The 21,319-nt window shown below is 72.3% G+C and carries 21 protein-coding genes; all 21 read left to right on the forward strand.

The features are described 5' to 3' along the window. Window positions 1-31 precede the first annotated feature (31 nt). The 21 genes from ACWGIF_RS10300 to ACWGIF_RS10400 all read left to right on the forward strand — a co-directional run bounded on the left by ACWGIF_RS10300 (window position 32) and on the right by ACWGIF_RS10400 (window position 21,215). On the forward strand, window positions 32-1,087 hold the full coding sequence (locus ACWGIF_RS10300; protein WP_453493945.1) for an NADH-quinone oxidoreductase subunit B family protein: 1,056 nt from the start codon (window positions 32-34) through the stop codon (window positions 1,085-1,087). 68 nt (window positions 1,088-1,155) lie between these two features. Continuing rightward, entirely contained in the window at window positions 1,156-2,940 is a 1,785-nt protein-coding gene (locus ACWGIF_RS10305; protein ID WP_453493948.1) for a nickel-dependent hydrogenase large subunit, read from the forward strand. Next, window positions 2,937-3,470, forward strand: coding sequence for a hypothetical protein (locus ACWGIF_RS10310; protein WP_453493951.1), 534 nt, complete (start codon window positions 2,937-2,939; stop codon window positions 3,468-3,470). Before ACWGIF_RS10305 ends, ACWGIF_RS10310 begins: the two co-directional genes overlap by 4 nt. Then, a complete protein-coding gene (locus ACWGIF_RS10315) occupies window positions 3,467-4,117 on the forward strand; it encodes a DUF5947 family protein (protein WP_453493954.1) in 651 nt (216 codons plus the stop codon). The genes ACWGIF_RS10310 and ACWGIF_RS10315 overlap by 4 nt, the downstream gene beginning before the upstream one ends. Continuing rightward, window positions 4,114-4,821: a DUF6084 family protein gene (locus ACWGIF_RS10320; protein ID WP_453493957.1), complete on the forward strand. Its 708-nt coding sequence runs from the start codon at window positions 4,114-4,116 to the stop codon at window positions 4,819-4,821. Before ACWGIF_RS10315 ends, ACWGIF_RS10320 begins: the two co-directional genes overlap by 4 nt. After that, window positions 4,818-6,293: a hypothetical protein gene (locus tag ACWGIF_RS10325; protein ID WP_453493960.1), complete on the forward strand. Its 1,476-nt coding sequence runs from the start codon at window positions 4,818-4,820 to the stop codon at window positions 6,291-6,293. Before ACWGIF_RS10320 ends, ACWGIF_RS10325 begins: the two co-directional genes overlap by 4 nt. Then, window positions 6,290-6,811 (forward strand): hydrogenase maturation protease, encoded by a 522-nt coding sequence (locus tag ACWGIF_RS10330; protein WP_453493963.1) that lies wholly within the window; start codon window positions 6,290-6,292, stop codon window positions 6,809-6,811. Before ACWGIF_RS10325 ends, ACWGIF_RS10330 begins: the two co-directional genes overlap by 4 nt. 10 nt (window positions 6,812-6,821) lie before the next feature. Then, window positions 6,822-6,926 (forward strand): DUF6893 family small protein, encoded by a 105-nt coding sequence (locus ACWGIF_RS10335; protein WP_453493966.1) that lies wholly within the window; start codon window positions 6,822-6,824, stop codon window positions 6,924-6,926. A gap of 113 nt (window positions 6,927-7,039) precedes the next feature. Beyond that, a complete protein-coding gene (locus ACWGIF_RS10340) occupies window positions 7,040-7,435 on the forward strand; it encodes a hydrogenase maturation nickel metallochaperone HypA/HybF (RefSeq protein ID WP_453493969.1) in 396 nt (131 codons plus the stop codon). A 3-nt stretch (window positions 7,436-7,438) separates the two neighbouring features. Further along, entirely contained in the window at window positions 7,439-8,308 is an 870-nt protein-coding gene (gene hypB / locus ACWGIF_RS10345) for a hydrogenase nickel incorporation protein HypB (RefSeq protein WP_453493972.1), read from the forward strand. After that, entirely contained in the window at window positions 8,308-10,758 is a 2,451-nt protein-coding gene (hypF, locus tag ACWGIF_RS10350) for a carbamoyltransferase HypF (protein WP_453493975.1), read from the forward strand. Before hypB ends, hypF begins: the two co-directional genes overlap by 1 nt. Then, entirely contained in the window at window positions 10,727-11,062 is a 336-nt protein-coding gene (locus ACWGIF_RS10355; protein WP_453493978.1) for a HypC/HybG/HupF family hydrogenase formation chaperone, read from the forward strand. The genes hypF and ACWGIF_RS10355 overlap by 32 nt, the downstream gene beginning before the upstream one ends. After that, on the forward strand, window positions 11,059-12,201 hold the full coding sequence (gene hypD, locus ACWGIF_RS10360) for a hydrogenase formation protein HypD (protein ID WP_453493981.1): 1,143 nt from the start codon (window positions 11,059-11,061) through the stop codon (window positions 12,199-12,201). The genes ACWGIF_RS10355 and hypD overlap by 4 nt, the downstream gene beginning before the upstream one ends. A 64-nt stretch (window positions 12,202-12,265) precedes the next feature. Continuing rightward, a complete protein-coding gene (hypE, locus tag ACWGIF_RS10365) occupies window positions 12,266-13,255 on the forward strand; it encodes a hydrogenase expression/formation protein HypE (RefSeq protein ID WP_453494034.1) in 990 nt (329 codons plus the stop codon). A 204-nt stretch (window positions 13,256-13,459) separates the two neighbouring features. Next, window positions 13,460-14,323, forward strand: coding sequence for a peptidoglycan DD-metalloendopeptidase family protein (locus ACWGIF_RS10370; protein WP_453493984.1), 864 nt, complete (start codon window positions 13,460-13,462; stop codon window positions 14,321-14,323). An 81-nt stretch (window positions 14,324-14,404) separates the two neighbouring features. Beyond that, the gene (locus tag ACWGIF_RS10375; protein WP_453493987.1) at window positions 14,405-15,151 is read left to right on the forward strand and encodes an FHA domain-containing protein; all 747 of its coding nucleotides are present in this window, start codon (window positions 14,405-14,407) and stop codon (window positions 15,149-15,151) included. After that, on the forward strand, window positions 15,148-16,674 hold the full coding sequence (locus tag ACWGIF_RS10380; RefSeq protein ID WP_453494037.1) for a protein kinase domain-containing protein: 1,527 nt from the start codon (window positions 15,148-15,150) through the stop codon (window positions 16,672-16,674). The genes ACWGIF_RS10375 and ACWGIF_RS10380 overlap by 4 nt, the downstream gene beginning before the upstream one ends. A 96-nt stretch (window positions 16,675-16,770) precedes the next feature. Further along, window positions 16,771-17,262: a hypothetical protein gene (locus tag ACWGIF_RS10385; RefSeq protein ID WP_453493990.1), complete on the forward strand. Its 492-nt coding sequence runs from the start codon at window positions 16,771-16,773 to the stop codon at window positions 17,260-17,262. 524 nt (window positions 17,263-17,786) lie between these two features. After that, complete coding sequence (locus tag ACWGIF_RS10390; protein ID WP_453493993.1) at window positions 17,787-18,026, forward strand: hypothetical protein; 240 nt, start codon at window positions 17,787-17,789, stop codon at window positions 18,024-18,026. A gap of 97 nt (window positions 18,027-18,123) precedes the next feature. Then, window positions 18,124-18,930: an HlyD family efflux transporter periplasmic adaptor subunit gene (locus ACWGIF_RS10395; protein WP_453493996.1), complete on the forward strand. Its 807-nt coding sequence runs from the start codon at window positions 18,124-18,126 to the stop codon at window positions 18,928-18,930. Beyond that, a complete protein-coding gene (locus ACWGIF_RS10400) occupies window positions 18,915-21,215 on the forward strand; it encodes an NHLP family bacteriocin export ABC transporter peptidase/permease/ATPase subunit (RefSeq protein WP_453494040.1) in 2,301 nt (766 codons plus the stop codon). The genes ACWGIF_RS10395 and ACWGIF_RS10400 overlap by 16 nt, the downstream gene beginning before the upstream one ends. The last annotated feature ends 104 nt before the right edge of the window (window positions 21,216-21,319 follow it).

Here is a 21,319-nt window from a genome sequence, read left to right on the forward strand (position 1 = left end):
CGTCCTGATCCCCTCCCCGAGGAGGCATCCCATGGCCGCACCGACGAAGGACCCGGTCGAAGACCCCCCGATCCACATCCTCTGGATCAACGCGGGTCTGAGCTGCGACGGCGACTCCGTATCCCTCACGGCGGCGATGCAGCCGAGCATCGAGGAGATCGTGACCGGTGCGCTGCCGGGTCTGCCCAAGATCGCCGTGCACTGGCCCCTGATCGACTTCGAATGCGGTCCGGTCGGCGGCGCGGACACCTTCATCGAGTGGTTCTTCAAGGGCGAGCGGGGCGAGATCGATCCGTTCGTCCTGGTGGTCGAGGGCTCGATCCCCAACGAGAAGATCAAGCCCGAGGGGTACTGGTGCGGCTTCGGCGACGACCCGGAGACCGGCCAGCCCATCACCACCAGTGAGTGGATCGACCGCCTGGCCCCCAAGGCCCTCGCCGTCGTGGCCATCGGCACCTGCGCCACGTACGGCGGCATCCACGCGATGGAGGGCAACCCGACGGGCGCCATGGGCGTGCCCGACTACCTGGGCTGGGACTGGACGTCGAAGGCCGGCATCCCGATCGTGTGCGTGCCGGGCTGCCCGATCCAGCCGGACAACTTCTCGGAGACCCTGACCTACCTGCTCTACCAGGCGGCGGGCTCGGCCCCGATGATCCCCCTCGACGACAAGCTGCGCCCCACCTGGCTCTTCGGGGCCACCGTCCACGAGGGCTGTGACCGCGCCGGCTACTACGAGCAGGGCCAGTTCGCCGAGACCTACGACTCCCCGCTCTGCCTGGTCAAGCTCGGCTGCTGGGGCCCCGTCGTCAAGTGCAACGTCCCCAAGCGCGGCTGGATGAACGGCATCGGCGGCTGCCCGAACGTCGGCGGCATCTGCATCGCCTGCACGATGCCCGGCTTCCCCGACAAGTTCATGCCGTTCATGGACGAACCCCCCGGGGCCAAGGTCTCCACCAGGGCGAGCGGCGCGTACGGCGCCGTGGTCCGCAAGCTGCGGGCGGTCACCGCGCACACCGTGGACCAGGAACCGAAGTGGAGGCACGCGGGCCGTGGCCTGACCACGGGCTACCGCCCGCCCTGGTGACGGCCCCCCGTCCCGTAGCACGCACAAACCCCCGCTCCCCGCACCGAAGAAGGGTCACGGAAGACACGATGGCACCGAACACGAAGGCGGCCGGTGACGGCAGCGGCCTGGTGGAGATGGCCTGGGATCCGATCACCCGGATCGTGGGCAGTCTCGGCATCCACACGAAGATCGACTTCAAGCAGAAGCGGGTCGCGGAGTGCTACAGCACCTCGTCGGTCTTCCGCGGCTACAGCGTCTTCATGCGCGGCAAGGACCCCCGCGACGCGCACTTCATCACCAGCCGCATCTGCGGGATCTGCGGCGACAACCACGCCACCTGCTCCGTGTACGCGCAGAACATGGCCTACGGGGTGAAGCCGCCCCACCTCGCCGAGTGGATCATCAACCTCGGCGAGTCGGCGGAGTACATGTTCGACCACAACATCTTCCAGGAGAACCTGGTCGGGGTCGACTACTGCGAGAAGATGGTCCGCGAGACCAACCCCGGGGTCCTGGAGCTGGCCGAGCGCACCGAGGCCCCGCACGCCGGCGACCACGGCTACCGCACCATCGCCGACATCATGCGCTCCCTCAATCCCATCGAGGGCGAGTTCTACCGCGAGGCCCTCCAGGTCAGCCGCTACACGCGCGAGATGTTCTGCCTGATGGAGGGCCGCCACGTGCACCCCTCCACCCTCTACCCGGGCGGCGTCGGCACCATCGCCTCCGTCCAGCTCTTCACGGACTACATGAGCCGCCTCATGCGGTACTGCGAGTTCATGAAGCGCGTCGTCCCGCTCCACGACGACCTCTTCGACTTCTTCTACGAGGCCCTGCCCGGGTACGAGGAGGTCGGCCGCCGCCGGGTGCTGCTGGGCTGCTGGGGCGCGCTCAACGACCCCGAGTACTGCGACTTCACGTACGCCAACATGACCGACTGGGGACGGAAGATGTTCGTCACCCCGGGCGTGATCGTGGACGGCAAGCTGGTCACCAACGACCTCACCGAGATCAACCTCGGCATCCGCATCCTGCTGGGCAGCTCGTACTACGACGACTGGCAGGGCCAGGAGCAGTTCGTCACGCACGACCCGCTCGGCAACCCGGTGGACCCCCGCCACCCGTGGAACCAGCACACCATCCCCGCCCCGCAGAAGCGCAACTTCGACGACAAGTACAGCTGGGTCATGTCGCCCCGCTGGTTCGACGGCAAGGACCACCTCGCCCTCGACACCGGCGGCGGTCCCATCGCCCGCCTGTGGTCCACCGCCCTGTCCGGACTCGTCCACACCGACTACGTCCAGGCCACCGGCCACAGCGTCGTCATCACCCTGCCGCGCACGATGACCAAGCCCGAGACCCGCTTCGAGTGGAAGATCCCGAAGTGGAGCAACGCGCTGGAACGCAACCGCGCCCGCACCTACTTCCAGGCGTACGCAGCCGCCATCGCCCTGCACTGCGCCGAGAAGGGCCTCGCCGAGGTGCGTGCGGGCCGCACCCAGACCTGGGAGAAGTTCGAGGTGCCGGACGAGTCCATCGGCGTCGGTTTCACCGAGGCCGTCCGGGGCGTCCTCTCGCACCACATGGTCATCCGCGACGGGAAGATCGCCAACTACCACCCGTACCCGCCGACTCCATGGAACGCCAGCACCCGCGACACGTTCGGCACGCCCGGACCGTACGAGGACGCCGTGCAGAACACACCGATCTTCGAGGAGAACACCCCGGAGAACTTCAAGGGCATCGACATCATGCGCACGGTGCGCAGCTTCGACCCGTGTCTGCCCTGCGGCGTCCACATGTACGTCGGCAACGGCAAGACGGTCAAGACGATGCACGTGCCCACCGGCCTGAGCGGACTGGGCGGATGAGCGCCGTGATCGACGCCCCGCAGGCCGGGCGCAGGGTCGAGGAGGTTCTCGACCGGATCGCCGCCACCGGCGACCGGGCGGCGTGCGCCGCGGCCGAGGAACTGGTGCGCGTCCTCATGGACTTCTACGGTGCGGGGCTCGCCCGGATCGTCGAGAAGCTGGGGGACGGCCCCCTCGAAGCGGTGTACGACGACGAGCTCGTGGCGAGCCTGCTCTCCCTGCACGGCCTGCACCCCGAGGACGTGCACACCCGGATCGCGCGCGCCCTGACCTGCGCGGGCGAGCCGGTGGAGCTGGTCGGCTTCGACGAGACCACGGGCGTTCTGCGGCTGCGCCCCGGCGCCGCCCCCACCGGCTGCGGCTGCGGCCCGGGCTCCGGCGGTCAGGACGCCGCCGGGCGGACCCTGGAGGACGTCCTGGCCGGCTTCGCCCCCGAGGTGACGAGCGTGGAGATGGAGCCCGCCGCGGCCCCGCCGCCCGCCCTCCTGCAGATCGGCACCCGGCCCCCGAGCCCGGCGCGGGTGCCGTGAGCGGGCCCGGTGTCCGCAGGGACGGCCCGCGCGGGCTGCGCAGGTTCGCGGGCCCGCGCCCGCCCCGGCCCGAGACCTGTGAACTGTGCGGGGTGGTCGTGCCTCAGGACGGCCACCGCCACCTGGTGGAGACCGAGAAGCGGGCGTTGATGTGCGCCTGCACCGCCTGCGCCCTGCTGTTCGACCGGCCGGGCGCGGCCACCGGGCGCCTGCAGGCCGTACCCGACCGCTACCTCACCGACCCCGGTCACCGGCTCGACGAGGGCGCGTGGGAACTGCTCCAGATCCCCGTCGGCGTCGCGTTCTTCTTCCGCAACGCCGCCCTCGACCGGCTGGTCGCCCTCTACCCGAGCCCGGCCGGAGCCACCGAGAGCGAACTCGATCCCGAGACCTGGCAGACCGTCCTGGGCGCCGGCCGGCTGGCGGCGCTGCTGCGGCCCGACGTGGAGGCGCTGCTGCTGCGCCGCTCGCAGGGCCGGACCGAGTGCTACCTCGTGCCGATCGACATCTGCTACGAGCTGGTCGGGCGGATGAGGCTGCTGTGGCAGGGCTTCGACGGCGGGGCGGAGGCCCGGGCCGCGCTGCAGGCCTTCTTCGAGCAGGTGGAGCGGCGGTCCAGGGTGCTCGCGGAAGAAGGGGTCCGATGACCGCGCGGACGGAGTTCGCCTTCACCTGCACCGGGGTGCGCGCCGACGCCTACGCCGCCGGCCCCACCCTCGTCTTCCGGCTTCGCATCACCGCCGCCGGAGGCGGCCGGGTACACGCCCTCGCCCTGCGCTGCCAGATCCGCATCGAACCGGCCCGGCGCACCTACGGCGCCGCCGAGGCGGAGGGGCTGGCGGACCTGTTCGGCGAGCGCTCCCGCTGGGGCAACACCCTCCAGCCGGTGCAGTTCGCCCAGGTCTCGGTCATGGTCCCGAGCTTCAGCGGCGAGACCGAGACGGACCTCGTCGTGCCGTGCACCTACGACATGGACATCGCCGCCACCCGGTACTTCGAAGCCCTCGAAGACGGCGAGGTGCCGCTGCTCATGCTGTTCTCCGGCACCGCCTTCACCGGTGACGGCGGATTCCGGGTCGAGCCGGTGCCCTGGGACCGCGAAGCCTCGTACCGGATGCCCGTGGCCGTGTGGCGCGAGATGGTCGAGCAGCACTTCCCCGGCTGCGGCTGGCTGCGGCTGCCCCGCGACACCATGGACGAGCTGCTCGCCTTCCGTTCCCGCCACGCGCTCGCCTCGTGGGAGGCGACCGTACGGGCCCTGCTGGACGCGGCCGGCCCGCCGCCGCCACCCCCCGGGGCCGTACGGCTGGGCACGATCCTGCCGCGCCTCACCGAGAGGACGGCTCCGTGACCGGATCCCCGACCACGACGACCGCCCCGGACTCCCGGTTCGCCGTCGCCCGGCAGGTGGCCGACGCCGTCCTCCTCGAGGGGTACGTGCTCTACCCCTACCGGGCCTCGGCGGCGAAGAACCGGCTGCGCTGGCAGTTCGGCGTCCTCGTGCCCCCCGCTTGGGGACGCGCGCACGACGAGCACGTCTTCCAGCAGACCGAGATCCTGATGGAGCCGCGGAGCGGGGCGACGCTCGCCCTGGAGCTGCGCTTCCTGCACGCACAGCGGCGTACGGTCCAACAGGCGCTGGACGACGGGAACTTCGCCGAGGTACCCGAGCTGCACCTGGCCGACCGGGTCCTCGTCCCCTGGGACGAGGGAGCCGAGGAGCGGGTCGAACTGTCCGTCGCCGTGGCCGAGCTGGCGGACGGCGGCGTCACCGTCCCCTTCCGCCGTTCCGCCCGCGACGACGTCGAGACCGTCCTCGACGCCGACGGGCGGACGGTGGGCCGCCTGGTACGGCGTACCGAAGAGATCGAAGGCGTCGTGCGGCTGCAGGCCACCGAACTCGACGGTGCCTACCGGGTGTTCCGGCTCAGGGCGGTGGTGGAGAACACCAGCCCCTGGACCCCCGCGGCCGCCGCCGAGGGAGGTTCCGGTCCCGGCTCCGGCACCGCAAGGGCGGCCGGGTCCGCCGACCGGGAGTCCGCGCTGCCCCACTCACTGGTCGCCGCCCATCTCCTGCTGGGCCTCGACTCCGGTTCCTTCCTGTCCATGACCGACCCGCCCGAGTGGGCCCGGGAGGCGGTGGCCGCCTGCGTCAACCGCCACACCTGGCCGGTCCTCGCGGGCGAGCCCGGCAGCGCCGACGTGGTCCTGTCCTCCCCGATCATCCTGGAGGACCACCCGGCCATCGCTCCCGAGAGCGCGGGCGCCATGTACGACGCCACCGAGATCGACGAGATTCTCGCCCTGCGCACGGCGGCCCTGACCGACCAGGAGAAGCGCGAGGCGCGCGGTACGGACGCCCGGGCGGCCGCCGTGATCGACCTCGCCGACTGCATGCCCCCCGAAGTACTGGAACGGCTGCACGGCGCGGTGCGCGCCCTGCGCGAGGTCACCGGACCGGATCAGCCGCCGTTGTCGGCGGAACTCCCGGATTCCGACGTGGTGTTCAGGCCCGACACCCCCTGGTGGGACCCGGCCCGCACGGACACCGCGGACCCGGCGCGCGACCGGATCACGATCGGAGGCACCTCGGTGGGCCCGGGCACGCGTGTCCTGCTGCGCCCCGGACTGCGGCGCACCGACGCCCAGGACCTGTTCCTCCAGGGCCGCGCCGCGCTGGTCGAGGCCGTCCTGCACGACGTCGACGGCGGAGTGCACCTCGCCGTCACCGTGGAGGACGACCCGGGCGCGGACATCCGCCGCGAGCAGGGCCGGTTCCTCTACTTCCAGCCCGACGAGGTCACCCCCCTGGAGGACGTGTGAGCGGCAGGGTCCTGGTCGCGGGCATCGGCAACGTCTTCCTCGGCGACGACGGCTTCGGCGTCGAGACCGTGCGGGCCCTGTCCGCTCACCCGCTGCCCGACGACGTCGAGGTGGTGGACTTCGGCGTACGCGGCGTCCACCTCGCCTACCAGCTCCTCGACGGCTACGACACGCTCCTGCTGGTCGACGCCACCGCACGCGGCGGCGAGCCGGGCACGCTCTACCTCATCGAGGCCGACGCGGCCCCGGGCCTGGAGGCGGAGCCCGGCGGCGCCGTGCTGGACGGCCACCACATGTCCCCGGACGCTGTCCTGGCGCTGCTGGACACCCTGTGTGCCGGGACCGGCACCACCCCTCCGCGGCGCACGCTGGTCCTCGGCTGCGAACCGGCCTGCGTCGAGGAGGGCATCGGACTGAGCGCACCCGTGACCGCAGCCGTCCCGGAGGCCGTACGCATGGCCCTGGACCTGATCCGCGACCCGTCCACGACGAAGCCGGCAGACCTCGCCGCCAACTGAGGAGAACCCCATGAAGAACGTCGTCATCGGCGGGGCCGCGGCCGCCGCCTTCGCCGCGGTCCTCGCCGTCGTCTTCCCCGACATCAGGCGCTACCTGCGCATGCGCAGGATGTGACCCGGCCGCCGTCGCGGCGCCCGAATGGCGTACGGGGCGCGCCGCCCACCGGCGTGCCCGCCTGCGCCGACTCCGTCCCGCCGGTGTAATGAGCCCCGGCAGGACGGAGTCCGATGCACGAGATGTCGATCGCCATGGCCGTCGTGGGCCAGGTGGAAGAGGCGGCCCGAGCGGGCGGCGCGCGCGCCGTCACGTCCGTACGGCTCCAGGTCGGCGAGCTGGCGGGGGTGGTCCCCGACGCGCTGGCCTTCTGTTTCGAACTGGCCTGTGCCGGCACGGTCCTCGACGGCGCGGAACTCGTCACCGAATCCGTGACGGCCCGCGCACGCTGCGGGTCCTGTACGGGCACCTGGGCCGTGGGGATGCCCCCGGAACTGTGCTGCCCCGGATGCGGCAGGGCCACGGACGTGGAACTGCTGTCGGGCCGCGAGCTGGAGATCCTCAGCGTGCGCTGGGAGGACGGCCCCGCCGGTGCCCGTACCCGCGAACCGATTCCCGAGGAGGCCTGAACCATGTGCCGAGTGGTCGATCTGCGGCAGGCGGTACTCGCCAAGAACGACGTCGCCGCCCAGGTCCTGCGCGCCGAACTCACCGCCCGCGGTACGACGGTCGTCAATCTGCTCTCCAGCCCCGGCAGCGGGAAGACGGCCCTGCTGGAGCGCGAACTGCTCCTCGCGCGGGAGCGGGGCGTGGCCGTGGCCGCGCTGACGGCGGACCTGGCCACCGAGAACGACGCGGTGCGGCTGGCCCGTTCGGGCGTACCGGTCAAGCAGGTCCTCACCGACGGGCTGTGCCACCTGGAGGCCGGGATGCTCGGCCGGCACCTGGACGGCTGGCTGCCCGAGGACACCCGGCTGCTCTTCGTGGAGAACGTGGGCAACCTGGTCTGCCCCGCGACCTACGACCTGGGGGAGTCGCTGCGGGTGGTGCTCGCCTCGGTGACCGAGGGCGAGGACAAGCCGCTGAAGTATCCGACCGCCTTCGGACTGGCGCAGCTGGTGGTGGTCACCAAGACCGACATCGCGCGAGCCGTCGAGTTCGACGAGGCCGCCTTCCGCGCCCACGTCCAGCAGGTCAATCCCGGTGTGGAGGTGGTCCTCACCTCCGCTCGTGCGGGGGAGGGCCTGGGCGTCCTGCTCGACCGGGCGCTGGCGGCCGGGGCGGGGGCCGGGACGCACACCCCGGTCATGGCCCGTCAGCAGCAGTCCCATGGGCACGAGCACGATCACGAGGACGCTCTCGAGCACGCTCACGCTCTCGAGCACGCTCACGACCACGATCACGAGCACGCTCACGACCACGGACACGAGCACGCTCACGACCACGGACACGGGCCCGATCACGATCACCTGCACGTCCAGCCCGCCGCGCAGCCCCGCTGATGGAGGCCGTGCAGCGCCGCCGGGTCACGGTCCGGGGCGTGGTCCAGGGCGTGGGCTTCCGGCCCTACGTCTACACCCGTGCGATCGGGCTCGGCCTCGCCGGCCACGTCACCAACACCCCCGAGGGCGTCGTCGCGGAGGTCGAGGGCGCCCCCGCGGCGGTGTCGCGGTTCTGCGAGCGGCTCGCGGCGGACGCGCCCCCGCTGGCCGTCGTGGACGCCGTCGACCACTGCGAGGTCCCCGTGTCGGGGGGTGCCGGATTCACCATCATCGCCTCGCGGACCGGCGGCCCCGCCCGGACGCTCGTCTCCCCGGACGTGGCCACCTGCGCCGACTGCCTCACCGAACTGGCGGACCCGGCCGACCGGCGCCACCGTCACCCCTTCATCACCTGCACCCACTGCGGGCCGCGCTTCACCATCGTCACCGGGCTGCCGTACGACCGCGCCCACACCACCATGGCCCGCTTCCCCATGTGCCCCGACTGTGCCCGCGAGTACGCCGACCCCTCCGACCGCCGCTTCCACGCCCAGCCCGTCGCCTGCCCGGCCTGCGGCCCCCGGCTGAGGCTTCTGACCGGGCACCCGCCCCGCGAGACCCCGGACGTCGACCCGGTCGCCGCGGCCCGACGGCTCCTGGCGGCCGGTGCGATCCTCGCCGTCAAGGGCCTGGGCGGCTACCACCTGGCCTGCGACGCCACCCACCCGGGCGCCGTGGCGGAGCTGCGCCGCCGCAAGGCCCGAGGGGACAAGCCCTTCGCGCTGATGGCCCGGGACCTCGCCGACGCCGAGCGGCTCGCGCACATCGGTCCCGAGGAACGCAGGCTGCTCGAAGGCGGCGTACGGCCCATCGTGCTGCTGCGCCGCCGCGCAGGCGCGGCGGGCGGCGGCGCTCCGGGCGGCGCGGCGGACGGGGTCGCCCCGCGCTGTCCCGACCTCGGCGTGATGCTCCCGTACACGCCGGTCCACCACCTGCTGCTCGGACTGCCCGGTGACCCGCCGGGCCCCCGCCTGCTCGTCATGACCAGCGGCAACCTCGCGGGCGAGCCCATCGTCACCGACGACGACGAGGCCCTGGACCGGCTCGCCCTCCTCGCCGACGCCTGGCTCACGCACGACCGCCCCATCCACGTGCCGTGCGACGACTCGGTGGTGCGGGTCTGCGACGGCGAGACGCTGACCGTACGGCGCTCCCGGGGGTACGCCCCGCTGCCGCTGGCCCTTCCGCTGGCGGTCCCCGCGACCCTCGCCGCGGGCGGTGACCTGAAGAACGCCTTCTGCCTCGGTGAAGGGCGCCGGGCCTGGCTCTCCGCCCACGTCGGCGACATGGACGACCTCGCCACCCAGGACGCCTTCGAACGCGCCGAGCGGCAGCTGGAGTCCATCACCGGCGTCAGCCCCGTCCGGCTCGCCGCCGACCGGCACCCCGGCTACCGTTCCGCGGGATGGGCCCGGCGGGCAGCGGGCGCCCGGCCGCTCGTCCGCGTCCAGCACCATCACGCGCACATCGCCTCCGCCATGGCGGAGCACGGCCTGGACGGCGGCCGCCCGGTGATCGGCATCGCCTTCGACGGCACCGGCTACGGCGACGACGGCGCCGTGTGGGGCGGCGAGGTGCTGCTCGCCGACTACGCCGGCTACACCCGGTTCGCCCACCTCGCGTACGTCCCGCTGCCGGGCGGCGACGCGGCCGTGCACCGTCCGTACCGCATGGCGCTGTCCCACCTGCGGGCCGCGGGCATCGACTGGACTCCGGACCTGCCCTGCACGGCCGCCTGTCCGCCGGACGAAATGCGCGTACTGCGACGTCAGTTGGAACGCGGCCTGAACTGCGTCCCGACCTCCAGCATGGGCCGCCTCTTCGACGCGGTCTCCTCCCTGGCCGGTGTCTGCCACCGCGCCGGCTACGAGGCGCAGGCCGCGATCGAGCTGGAGGGCGCGGCGCTCGAAGCGAGCGGAGCATCCGCCTGTGCCTGCGCCAGCGCCTGTGCCTGCGGCTCAGGTCCCGACTCCCGCCCCGACACCGGCTACGCCTTCGGCCTGCGCGTCCCGCCGGACCACGCCGGGGGGCCCGTCACCGCCGATCCGGCGCCCGTCCTGGCCGCGGTGGTCGCCGACCTCCGCGCGGGCGCGGCCCCGGCGCTGATCGCCGCCCGCTTCCACACCTCCGTCGCCGCCCTCGTCGGCACGCTCTGCGGGCTCGCGCGCGAGCGTCACGGCCTGGACACCGTCGCACTGACCGGCGGTGTCTTCGCCAACACCCTGCTCTCCTCCGCGTGTGCGCGCACCCTGCGCGCGTCCGGATTCACCGTCCTGCGCCACGGCCGCATCCCCCCGAACGACGGCGGATTGTCCCTCGGCCAGCTCATGGTGGCGGCGGCCTCAGCCACGGAGCACCACCCACAGCAAGGAGAAGCCCATGTGCCTGGCGGTACCCGGCAGAGTGCTTGACATCGGGGAGAAGGACGGCACCCGCATGGCTACCGTCGACTTCGGCGGCGTCCAGAAGGAGGTGTGCCTGGAGTACCTTCCGGACCTGCAGGTGGGCGAGTACGCCATCGTCCACGTGGGGTTCGCCCTCCAGCGCCTCGACGAGGAGTCGGCCAAGCAGACCCTCGAACTCTTCGCGCAGCTCGGCATGCTCCAGGAGGAGTTCGGCGACCCCTGGGAGCAGGCGGCCGCGGCCGGCGGCGCCCCCTGGCCCTTCGCCGACGAACCGGCCGTCGCCGCACCGCAGGAGGAAGTCCAGCCGTGAAGTACATCGACGAATTTCAGGACCCGGCCCTCGCCCGCCGGCTGCTTGACGACATCCACGCCACCGTGACCCGGCCCTGGGCCCTGATGGAGGTGTGCGGCGGCCAGACCCACACCATCATCCGGCACGGCATCGACCAACTGCTGCCTGATCAGGTGGAGTTGATCCACGGTCCGGGCTGCCCGGTGTGCGTCACGCCGCTGGAGGTCATCGACAAGGCGCTGGAGATCGCCTCCCGCCCCGATGTGATCTTCTGTTCCTTCGGCGACATGCTCCGCGTTCCCGGGACCGGCCGCGATCTGTTCCAGGTGCGCAGCGAGGGCGGCGACGTACGCGTCGTCTACTCCCCGCTCGACGCCCTGAAGATCGCCCAGGAGAACCCGCGGCGCCAGGTGGTGTTCTTCGGCATCGGCTTCGAGACCACCGCACCGCCCAACGCCATGACGGTGTACCAGGCGAAGAAGCTGGGCATCCGCAACTTCAGCCTGCTGGTGTCCCACGTACGGGTCCCCCCGGCCATCGAGGCGATCATGCAGTCACCGAGCTGCCGGGTCCAGGGCTTCCTCGCCGCCGGGCACGTGTGCAGCGTGATGGGCGTGAGCGAGTACCCCGAGCTGGCCGCCCGCCACCGCGTGCCGATCGTGGTGACGGGATTCGAGCCGCTGGACATCCTGGAGGGCGTACGCCGGGCCGTGCGGCAGCTGGAACGCGGCGAACACACGGTCGACAACGCCTACGCCCGCGCCGTCCGCCCGGAGGGCAACCCGGCCGCGCTCGCCATGCTGAAGGACGTCTTCGAAGTCACCGACCGGGCCTGGCGCGGCATCGGCGTCATCCCCGCCAGCGGCTGGCGGCTGTCCGCCCGCTACCGCGACTTCGACGCCGAACACCGCTTCTCCGTCACCGGCATCAACACCGTGGAACCGGCCGAGTGCCGCAGCGGCGAGGTGCTCCAGGGGCTGCTCAAGCCGCACGAGTGCGAGGCCTTCGGCACGCTCTGCACCCCGCGCAGCCCGCTCGGCGCCACCATGGTCTCCAGCGAAGGTGCCTGCGCCGCGTACTACCTCTACCGGCGGCTGGAACTGGGGACCGTGCCCGCCGCCCCGACCACCGCGCTGGAGGCGAGCCCCGTTGTCTGACACCGCACTCGACGTCACGGGCTGGACGTGCCCGGCCCCGCTGCGCGACCGCCCCCGCGTGGTGATGGGCCACGGCGGCGGCGGCGCGCTCTCCGCCGAGCTGGTCCAGCACCTCTTCGCCCCCGCCTTCGGCGGCGACGTACTCGCCCAGCTCGGGGACTCCGCGGCCGTCACCCTCGGGGGCGTCCGGCTGGCCTTCTCCACCGACTCCTACGTCGTGCGGCCGCTGTTCTTCCCCGGCGGCTCCATCGGCGACCTCGCGGTCAACGGCACGGTCAACGACCTGGCCATGAGCGGAGCCCGAGCCTCCTACCTGTCCTGCGGCTTCATCCTCGAAGAGGGTGTCGAGATGTCCGTGGTGGCGCGCGTGGCCGAGGCCATGGGCGCCGCCGCCCGGGCCGCGGGCGTGGAGGTGGCCACCGGCGACACCAAGGTGGTCGAAACGGGTCACGGGGACGGCGTCTACATCAACACCTCGGGCGTCGGGCTGATCCCCGACGGGGTGGATCTGCGCCCGCAGCGGGTCGTGCCCGGCGACGTGGTGATCGTCAGCGGTGAGATCGGTCTCCACGGCGTGGCGATCATGAGCGTCCGCGAGGGGCTGGAATTCGGCGTGGACGTCGAGAGCGACTGCGCGGCCCTCGGCGGTCTCGTGCAGAGCATGCTCGCCGTCACCTCCGACCTGCACGTCCTGCGCGATCCCACGCGGGGCGGACTCGCGGCCTCCCTCAACGAGATCGCGGCCGCCTCGGGCACCGGGGTCGTGATCCAGGAGGGTCGCGTCCCGGTCCCCGCCGCCGTCGCGAACGCCTGCGCGATCCTCGGCCTCGACCCGCTCTACGTGGCCAACGAGGGCAAGTTGGTCGCCTTCGTCCCCCGCGAGCACGCCGATGCCGTCCTCGACGCCATGCGCGCCCATCCGCTGGGCCGCCACGCGGCGGTGATCGGCGAGGCCGTCGACGCCCACCCGGGCCTGGTCGTGGCACGTACCGCCCTCGGCGGCACCCGTGTGGTCGACCTGCCGATCGGAGAACAGCTGCCGCGCATCTGCTGACCGGTCGCAAGATGCTGTGGGCGCCGGCGCTCCTGCTTCCCGGACCGACCCGCGCCGGCTGACGGGCGAGGGACGAGGACGCCCGGATCCCGCCGGGCGTGACCCTCGTAGCTGCGAGGTGGTGTGAGCTGCCCCCGCCCCCCACGATGGCGCTCGACGACGCCCGCCTCCGGGCGTCGTCCACGTGGGCCGGAAGGGGAAGACATGCTGCGGTACGTGCGCAGGCTGCGGGCGGTGGTGCTGATGTGCGTGGCGGGACTGGTGCTGGCGGGTGCGCCCGGCTCCGCCGCGGCCCAGGGGGCGGCGGCCGCGGCGAAGCCGGCGTTCCAGCTGCCGTTCCCCTGCGGCACGACCTGGGAGATGCACACCTGGGGCCACAACCCCGCCCTGGACATCGTGGTGGAGGGCAACACCGGCTCCGACGGCCTGCCCGTCCTGGCGTCCGCCGCCGGAGTGGTGTCCGCCACCTACTGGAACAACGGATCGGGCAACACCATCCAGATCAGCCACGGCAACGGCTGGTTCTCGGCCTATTACCACCTGAAGGACGACCCGGCGGCCTACGTCAAGAAGGGCGACGCCGTCCAGCCGTCCACCCGGATCGGCCGGATCGGGACCTCGGGTGCCTCGGACTGGTCCCACCTGCACTACGAGCAGCGCTACCTGGCCTCGGGTGACTTCACCGACGAGAGCCACCGGGTGCCGGTCCACTTCGACGGCGTCGAGTACACGGGCGACGCGAAGGACTGGCCGAGCGTCACCAGCCGCAACTGCAGCGGAACGCCCGCCGCCTGGCAGGACTGCCCGTCCGGCTTCGTCTGCTTCTACTCGGGCGCCGACGGGACCGGCACCGTATGCCGCTCCGCCGCCGACGAGCCCCACAGCACCTGCGGCCTGCGCCGCTCCTTCTTCAACAACGGTACGGCGCAGCCGGGTTACGACCACGTACAGGTGTACTTCAAGGAGGGTGGCAGTGCCTGCCTGCACTACGGCTGGGACGAGGGGCGCGGGAACCTGCCCGCTGGCGGCCGGACCGTCGATCGCTTCCATTGGCGCGGTGAGTGCTGAGTACATATACCTGCCATCGTTGCCGGAATGATTAATTCCGCTGGCTAACCTTCCCTCGCCACCTTGGGGGAAGGAAGCAGCGTGTACAGCATCCTCGTGGTTCCGGGGCCCACCATGTCCCCGGCCGCACACATTCGCCTGGCACCGGGGCAGACCCTCCGGTTCGGCCGTGAAGAAGCAGGCGACGGAGGCCTGCGCGTTCCGCACGCCGGCGTCTCGCGCTCCGCGGGGGAGATCGCGGCCACCGGCACGTACTGGTCGCTCAGCAATCTCAGCGGCTCGTCGACCTACGTGGTCGAGAACCCCGAGGGCGCCGGCGAGCACATCAAGATCGCGCCCGGGCGGCTGGGCGCACCCGTCCCCTTCGAGTTCTCCCGGATCGTCCTGCCGGCCGGGTCCGAACTGCTCACCCTGGACGTCTGGGCACCGCGCCACGACTACGCCGACCGGGACGCTCACGGCGAGCCCGACGGGGAGCCCACCGCGCTCGCCTTCCCGCTCGACCGCTCCAGCCGGTACTTCCTGGTCCTCACCGCGCTCTGCGAGCCGCGGCTGCGCGGCGAACCGCATGCCTCGCTTCCCACCGTCGAGCAGGTCGTCGAGCGGCTGAAGCCGTTGTGGCCGGCCGCCAACCGCGCGGCCGTGCAGTGGAACATCGACTACCTCGCGGTCAAGCTTCGCCTCAAGCCCGGCCCCGACACGGCGGATCCGGGACCGCGGCTGGTCGGCAAGAAGGAGACCCTGGTCTCCTTGGCCCTGCGCTTCGACCTCGTCCGCGAGTACGACCTGGCGGTCCTGCCGGCCGCCCCGACCGGTACCGCCCGCTGACCGGGCGGGCCGGGCACTTAGGCGCCCTCGCCGTTCCTCCGGGCTACCGGGTCGGCCCCTGGGTCGTCGGCCACCTGCTGGGGGCCGGCGCCTTCGGCAGCGTGTACGCGGCTCGGCGCGCCGCCCCCGAGCCGGGTCTGCCCCACCGGGCCGCGCTCAAGGTTCTCCCGACCGGCACCCGCACCCCGCGCCAGCTGCGGCACCTGGGCGAGCTCGCCGCCCGCGAGACCGAGGTGCTGCGCCGCGTGTGCACACCCCGGCTGATCCGGATGTACGACGTGCTCACCGTCGACGACCCCGGCCGCCCCGAACTCGACGGCGCCACCGTGCTCGTCCTGGAGGAGGCCGAGGGGTCGCTGGACGCCCTGCTGGCCGACGGAGTGCCGGAGGCGGGCCCCGTTCTCCTCGCCCAGGTCTGCGAGGGACTCGGACAACTGCACGGGGCGGGCTGGGTGCACGGCGACCTCAAGCCCGGGAACGTCCTGCTGATGCCCGACGGCTCGGCGCGGCTCGCCGACTTCAACATGGCGGCGGAGCTGGAGGGCACCCACGCGTACGCGCCGGCCTTCGCGACGCCCGACTACACCCCGCCGGACCTGCTCTGGTCGGAGGTCGGCGAACGCGGCATGAAGATCCGCCCGACCGCCGACATCTGGGCCTTCGGCGTGCTGGCCCACGTCGTCCTGACCGGCTCGCTGCCACTGCCGGGCGGCACGGCGACCGCCCGCCGGGACGCGGCGCTGCGCTACGCCAGGGGCGAGGAGGAACTGCGTCTGTCGCCGGAACTGCCGGAGCCCTGGCGGGACATCGTCCGCGACTGCCTGGCTCGGCGGCACGAGGACCGCGCCGGGCACACCGCGGCCTCTCTGCTGCGCCGGGTGGAGGCGGCCGCCGCCGGCCGGCCCGCCCCGGGCTGCGCACCGCCGGCGCCGCGTCGCGGCGCGGAGCCGCGAAGCCGGGTTCCGCGCGCCCCGGTTCCGCATGCCCCGGATCCGCGCCTCTCGGATCCGCGCCTCTCGGATCCGCGCCTCTCGGATCCGCGCCTCCCGGATCCGCGCCTCCCGGATCCGCGCAGCGAGGAGCCGGCCGGCGCCGGCCCGCGACGGCGGAGGCGCGTACTGATCGCGGCCGGGGCGGCGGCGCTCGCAGGCCTGGTGGCCGCATGGGGCACGGGCCTGCTCACCCTCGGGGGCGACGACGAGCCGGTGGGGTACGACCGGTGCCGGCGCGGGGCCGTCTGCTTCTTCACGAAGGAGGACGGCCTGGGCGAGATGTGCTCCTGGGTCGACGGCGACGCCGACTGGAACGACGGCCTGAACCCCTGCCGGTGGACGGCCCGCAGTGCGCCCCGCTCGGTCTACAACAACGGGTTCGACCTCGCCGAGGGAGCGACCCAGGTCGACGTCCTCTACTACGCGCAGACCGACAAACGGGACCTGCTGGGCTGTGTGAAGGTGCGCACCCGGACCAATCTCGCCGGCGCCGTGCACCCGCGCTCCCACTCCTGGGTCCCGGACTGCTGACCGCACGTTGGTGTACCTCGCACCTGCGAGGTACTGCCGGGCCCGCTCCTCCGTGAGCCTTGAGGCACGTCACACCGCTCTGACAAGGGGTTCACGATGCACGTCAAGCGTTCCATTCTCGGCATGTTCGGCGCCACCGCGATGCTGCTCACGGCGGCCTTCACCGCCGGGTCGGCCCAGGCCGCCGTATCCTCGGAGCAGGGCGCGGGCGCCCGCGTCCTCGTCGCGCCGGCCGCCCCGGCAGAGGCCCGGTCGGCGTCCCTCGCGGCCGCCGCGTCGCCGGGCATCTCGCCCGCCGTCTCCACCTCCCACGTGGCCCCGGGCGGCAGCTACACCTGCGGCAGCGGGAACCTCTGCACCCTCGTCTGGGATCCGACCACGTCGGACTGGAAGGTCTTCTACCTCTACCACTGCAACCGGTACGCGGTCTCCAACTGGAACGGCAACGGGGCCTACTGGAACAACCAGACCGGCAGCCCCACCTCGTACTTCTACAACCAGAGCGGCGGAGTCGTGAAGTCCTTCCAGCCCGGCGGCGGCCAGCTCGGCCAGGACTGGTCGCCGGTCTGGGCCATCCGCAACTGCTGATCTCCCCCCACAGGCCCGGCCCCGGTCACCTCCGACCGGGGCCGGGCTCTTCGCCGTTCCACCAGCGCACAGCGGGGTCGCTCTTCCCTCCCGGCCCCTGAAGCCGCCCCGGGAGCGAAGGGGCCACCGCTGAGCACACCCGGCGTGACGGTCCCGTCACCCCATGCGCCTTCCGGAAATCTGCACAGCGTGTGCGTGATCGGGTCTGCCGTTCTCCACACTTCCTCGCCACACCGGACATCTCGCCCGTATTTGATGTTGATATGTCCCAGTAGGTTCCGTGTAAAGGGCGAAGGGCCTCTATCTGTTACTCGATCTTGTGGAGAAGTCGTCACCATTGCGTGAATTAACCTGCCCGCCGGTCCTCAGAGGTGGCCATCTCCCCGCGGCGAGGCCTCAACGGGATTGGCCGGGTCGCCTGTTCGCGTGCTTTTATCTGGGCACCGCGGCAGTTGAAAGAAAGACGGCCGAGCCGTCGAGGCGCCGCGCGATGAAAAACCTCCCCCCAATGAAAGGTGCGCGTCATGCGTAACGACCTCGAGACCCGCGAGATGGCCGACTCCGAGCTGGACGCCGTCTCCGGCGGCATCGTCAGCATCAACGGCGGCCTCGGCGGCGCTGTGACCAGCGACGTCAGTAGCGTCGTGGGCGTCGTGGGCTCCCTCGACACCGTCCAGGCCGCGACCGGTCTCGTCTCCAACGTCCCCGGCCTCGTCTCGGGCATCACCGGCGTTTCGGTGAACACCGGTCGCGCCGGTTTCTGAGTGGATTCCCCGTGAACCCCGGAGCATCCCCCACGGCTCCGGGGTTCTCGGCTGCCCGCATGCCCGACCGATACGAATGCAGTTGAAGGAATAGTCCGTGCAGTTTCGCGAAAAGGCACTTTCCAAGCTGCAATCGCCCGAAGAGCTCGATCTGCCCGTACGGTTCGCGCGCCCGCAGGGGCGGCTCGTACTGGCGGTCACGGTCCTCGCGATGGCCGCGGCGGGCGTCTGGGCCCTCACCGGCACCGTGGCGCCCAAGCTGAGCGCACCCGGCATCCTCACCCACGCCGAGGGCAGCTACGTGCTGCAGAGCCCGGTCGCCGGCCAGGTGACCGCGGTACTCGCCGAGGAGGGCGCGCTGCTGCCCCCCGGCGCGCCCCTGCTCAACGTCCGTACGGAGCAGGGCGACCGGCCCGTGCGCGCGGTGACCGGCGGCCTGCTGAGGACCCTGGTCGCCACCGTGGGTTCGGTCGTCACGACCGGCGCGGACGTGGCGACCCTCGAACATGTGAAGAACGCCGACGAACCCCTGGTGGCCGTCCTCTACGTGCCGGGTGGCAGCGGGTCGGCGCTCGCCGTGGGCGCCCCGGTCGACCTGAGCGTGCAGTCGGTGCCCCAGCAGCGGTTCGGCATGCTGCGCGGCCGCGTCGAGGCGATCGGCCGGGCGCCCCAGACGCAGGCACAGATCAGCAGCTTCCTCAGCGACAGCGGGCTCGGCGAACGGTTCTCCCGGCAGGGCGGCCCGGTCGCGGTGATCGTACAGCTGGAGCGCTCCTCCACGACCGAGTCCGGCTACCGCTGGTCCTCCGCGGACGGCCCCCCGTACGCCCTCGACTCCGCCACACCGGTGACCGGAGCCGTCCACCTCGCCGCTCAGCGCCCCGTCGACTGGCTGCTGCCGTGACCGCGCCGCAGCGACGCGGGCGGCGAGTGCCTCCGCCTGCGCACCAGCTCCCTCCCGCCGGCCGCCGGCGCCACCGCCCCGAGCCCAACGGCGGCACGCGACGCAGGCCCGCGCCCGCTCCCAAGGGCAGGACGCCCCGTGCCGTACGCACCCCCACGGTGCTGCAGATGGAGGCGGTGGAATGCGGTGCGGCCGCCCTCGCCATGGTGCTCGGCCACTACGGCCGATTCGTCCCGCTGGAGGAACTGCGCATCGCCTGTGGTGTCTCCCGCGACGGCTCCCGCGCCAGCAACCTCCTCAAGGCCGCCCGCGGTTACGGGCTGACGGCCAAGGGCATGCAGATGGACCTGGCCGCGCTCGCCGAGGTGAGCGCCCCGGCCGTCCTCTTCTGGGAGTTCAACCACTACGTCGTCTACGACGGCACGGGCCGCCGCTTCGGCCGCAGGGGCGTGTACGTCAACGACCCGGGCAAGGGACGCCGGTTCGTCCCCATGGACGAGTTCGACACCAGCTTCACCGGGGTCGTGCTCACCTTCGAGCCCGGCGAGGGCTTTCGCCGCGGCGGTCGCAGGCCGGGCGTCCTGGGCGCCATGCCGGCGCGTCTGCGCGGCACTTCGGGCACCATGGCCGCCGCCGTCATCTCCAGCATCCTGCTGGTGGCCGTCGGCGCGTCGGTGCCCGCACTGAGCCGCACGTACATCGACATGTTCCTCATCGGGCAGCAGACCTCCCTGCTGGGCGTGCTGTTCGCATCGATGGCCGTCACCCTGGTGTTCACCGCCGCACTCACCGCGCTGCAGCAGGCCAACCTGCTGCGCGGGCGCATCATCTCCTCCACCCTGGGCAGCGCCCGCTTCTTCCGGCACCTGCTCAGACTTCCGGTCGCGTTCTACTCCCAGCGCAACCCGGCCGACCTGGTCCAGCGCCTGCAGTCCAACGACGCGGTCGCCGAGACGCTCGCCCGGGACCTGGCCGCCGCGGGCGTGGACGCCCTGGTGGTCGTGCTCTACGCCGTGCTGCTGTGGACGTACGACCCGCAGCTCACCCTCGTCGGCGTGATGATGGCGCTGCTCAACATCGTGGCCCTGCGGATCGTGATCCGCCTCAGGGCCACCGGCACGCAGAAGCTGCGCGCCGAGAGCGCCCGCCTGACGAACACCTCCTACAGCGGTCTCCAGCTCATCGAGACGATGAAGGCGACCGGCGGCGAGGACGGCTTCTTCCGCCGCTGGGCCGGACAGCACGCGGTCACCCTCGACGTGCAGCAGCGGCTCGGCGTGCCCAGCGCGTGGCTGGCCATCGTCGCGCCCACGCTGGCCGCGCTCAACAGCGCCCTGATCCTGCTGATCGGGGGCCTGCAGGCGGTGGAAGGGCATCTGTCCGTGGGTCTGCTCGTCGCCTTCCAGGCCCTGGTGACCAGCTTCACCGCGCCGATCTCCCGCCTGGGCGGCGTCGCCGGACGGATCCAGGACTTCGCCGCCGACGTCGCCCGGCTCAAGGACGTCGAGAACTTCCCCGTCGACCGGGTGTATGCGCGGCGCGAGCCCGCCGCAGGCAACCGCCGCCTCAAGGGCCACGTGGAGCTGGACGGCGTCACCTTCGGGTACAGCCCGCTGGACGCCCCGCTGCTCAAGGACTTCTCGCTCTCGGTCGGCCCCGGCCGTCAGGTCGCGCTCGTCGGCGGCTCCGGAAGCGGCAAGTCCACGGTCTCCCGGCTGATCTCCGGCCTCCACACCCCGTGGGCGGGCGCCATCCGCATCGACGGGATGCGACTGGAGGACATTCCGCGCGGCACGCTGGCCGCCTCCGTCTCCTTCGTCGACCAGGACGTCTTCCTCTTCGAGGGCACCGTCCGCGACAACGTGACGCTGTGGGACCCCTCCATCCCGGACGAGGCCGTCGTCGCCGCCCTGGAGGACGCGGCCGTCCACGACGTGGTCGCCCGGCGACCCGGCGGCATCCACAGCCGCGTCGAGCAGGACGGCCGCAACTTCTCCGGCGGGCAGCGCCAACGCCTCGAGATCGCCCGGGCGCTGGTGCGCCGCCCGAGCGTCATGGTCCTCGACGAGGTGACCAGCGCCCTGGACGCGGTGACCGAACAGCTCATCATCGACAACCTGCGCCGTCGCGGCTGCGCCTGTGTGGTCATCGCCCACCGGCTCAGCACGGTGCGCGACAGCGACGAGATCGTCGTCCTGGACCGGGGCACGGTCGTGGAACGCGGGCGGCACGAGCACCTGGTCGCCGCGCAGGGCCCGTACGCCGAACTGGTCAAGGAGCACTGAGGTGACGTACCCGCACCACGCCACCGTCACCGCCGGCCACCCGGACCCCGGCCCGGGGCAGGCACCGGCTCCGGCTCCGACTCCGGGCCAGAGCCCGGCCCCGG

The organism is Streptomyces sp. NPDC054849 (assembly GCF_053610945.1).

Coding starts and splice junctions, on each gene's coding strand:
- ACWGIF_RS10300 (WP_453493945.1), top strand. CDS start 32: ATGGCCGCACCGACGAAGGACCCGGTCGAAGACCCCCCGATCCACATC.
- ACWGIF_RS10305 (WP_453493948.1), top strand. CDS start 1,156: ATGGCACCGAACACGAAGGCGGCCGGTGACGGCAGCGGCCTGGTGGAG.
- ACWGIF_RS10310 (WP_453493951.1), top strand. CDS start 2,937: ATGAGCGCCGTGATCGACGCCCCGCAGGCCGGGCGCAGGGTCGAGGAG.
- ACWGIF_RS10320 (WP_453493957.1), top strand. CDS start 4,114: ATGACCGCGCGGACGGAGTTCGCCTTCACCTGCACCGGGGTGCGCGCC.
- ACWGIF_RS10335 (WP_453493966.1), top strand. CDS start 6,822: ATGAAGAACGTCGTCATCGGCGGGGCCGCGGCCGCCGCCTTCGCCGCG.
- ACWGIF_RS10340 (WP_453493969.1), top strand. CDS start 7,040: ATGCACGAGATGTCGATCGCCATGGCCGTCGTGGGCCAGGTGGAAGAG.
- hypB (WP_453493972.1), top strand. CDS start 7,439: ATGTGCCGAGTGGTCGATCTGCGGCAGGCGGTACTCGCCAAGAACGAC.
- hypF (WP_453493975.1), top strand. CDS start 8,308: ATGGAGGCCGTGCAGCGCCGCCGGGTCACGGTCCGGGGCGTGGTCCAG.
- ACWGIF_RS10355 (WP_453493978.1), top strand. CDS start 10,727: ATGTGCCTGGCGGTACCCGGCAGAGTGCTTGACATCGGGGAGAAGGAC.
- hypE (WP_453494034.1), top strand. CDS start 12,266: ATGGGCCACGGCGGCGGCGGCGCGCTCTCCGCCGAGCTGGTCCAGCAC.
- ACWGIF_RS10370 (WP_453493984.1), top strand. CDS start 13,460: ATGCTGCGGTACGTGCGCAGGCTGCGGGCGGTGGTGCTGATGTGCGTG.
- ACWGIF_RS10385 (WP_453493990.1), top strand. CDS start 16,771: ATGCACGTCAAGCGTTCCATTCTCGGCATGTTCGGCGCCACCGCGATG.
- ACWGIF_RS10390 (WP_453493993.1), top strand. CDS start 17,787: ATGCGTAACGACCTCGAGACCCGCGAGATGGCCGACTCCGAGCTGGAC.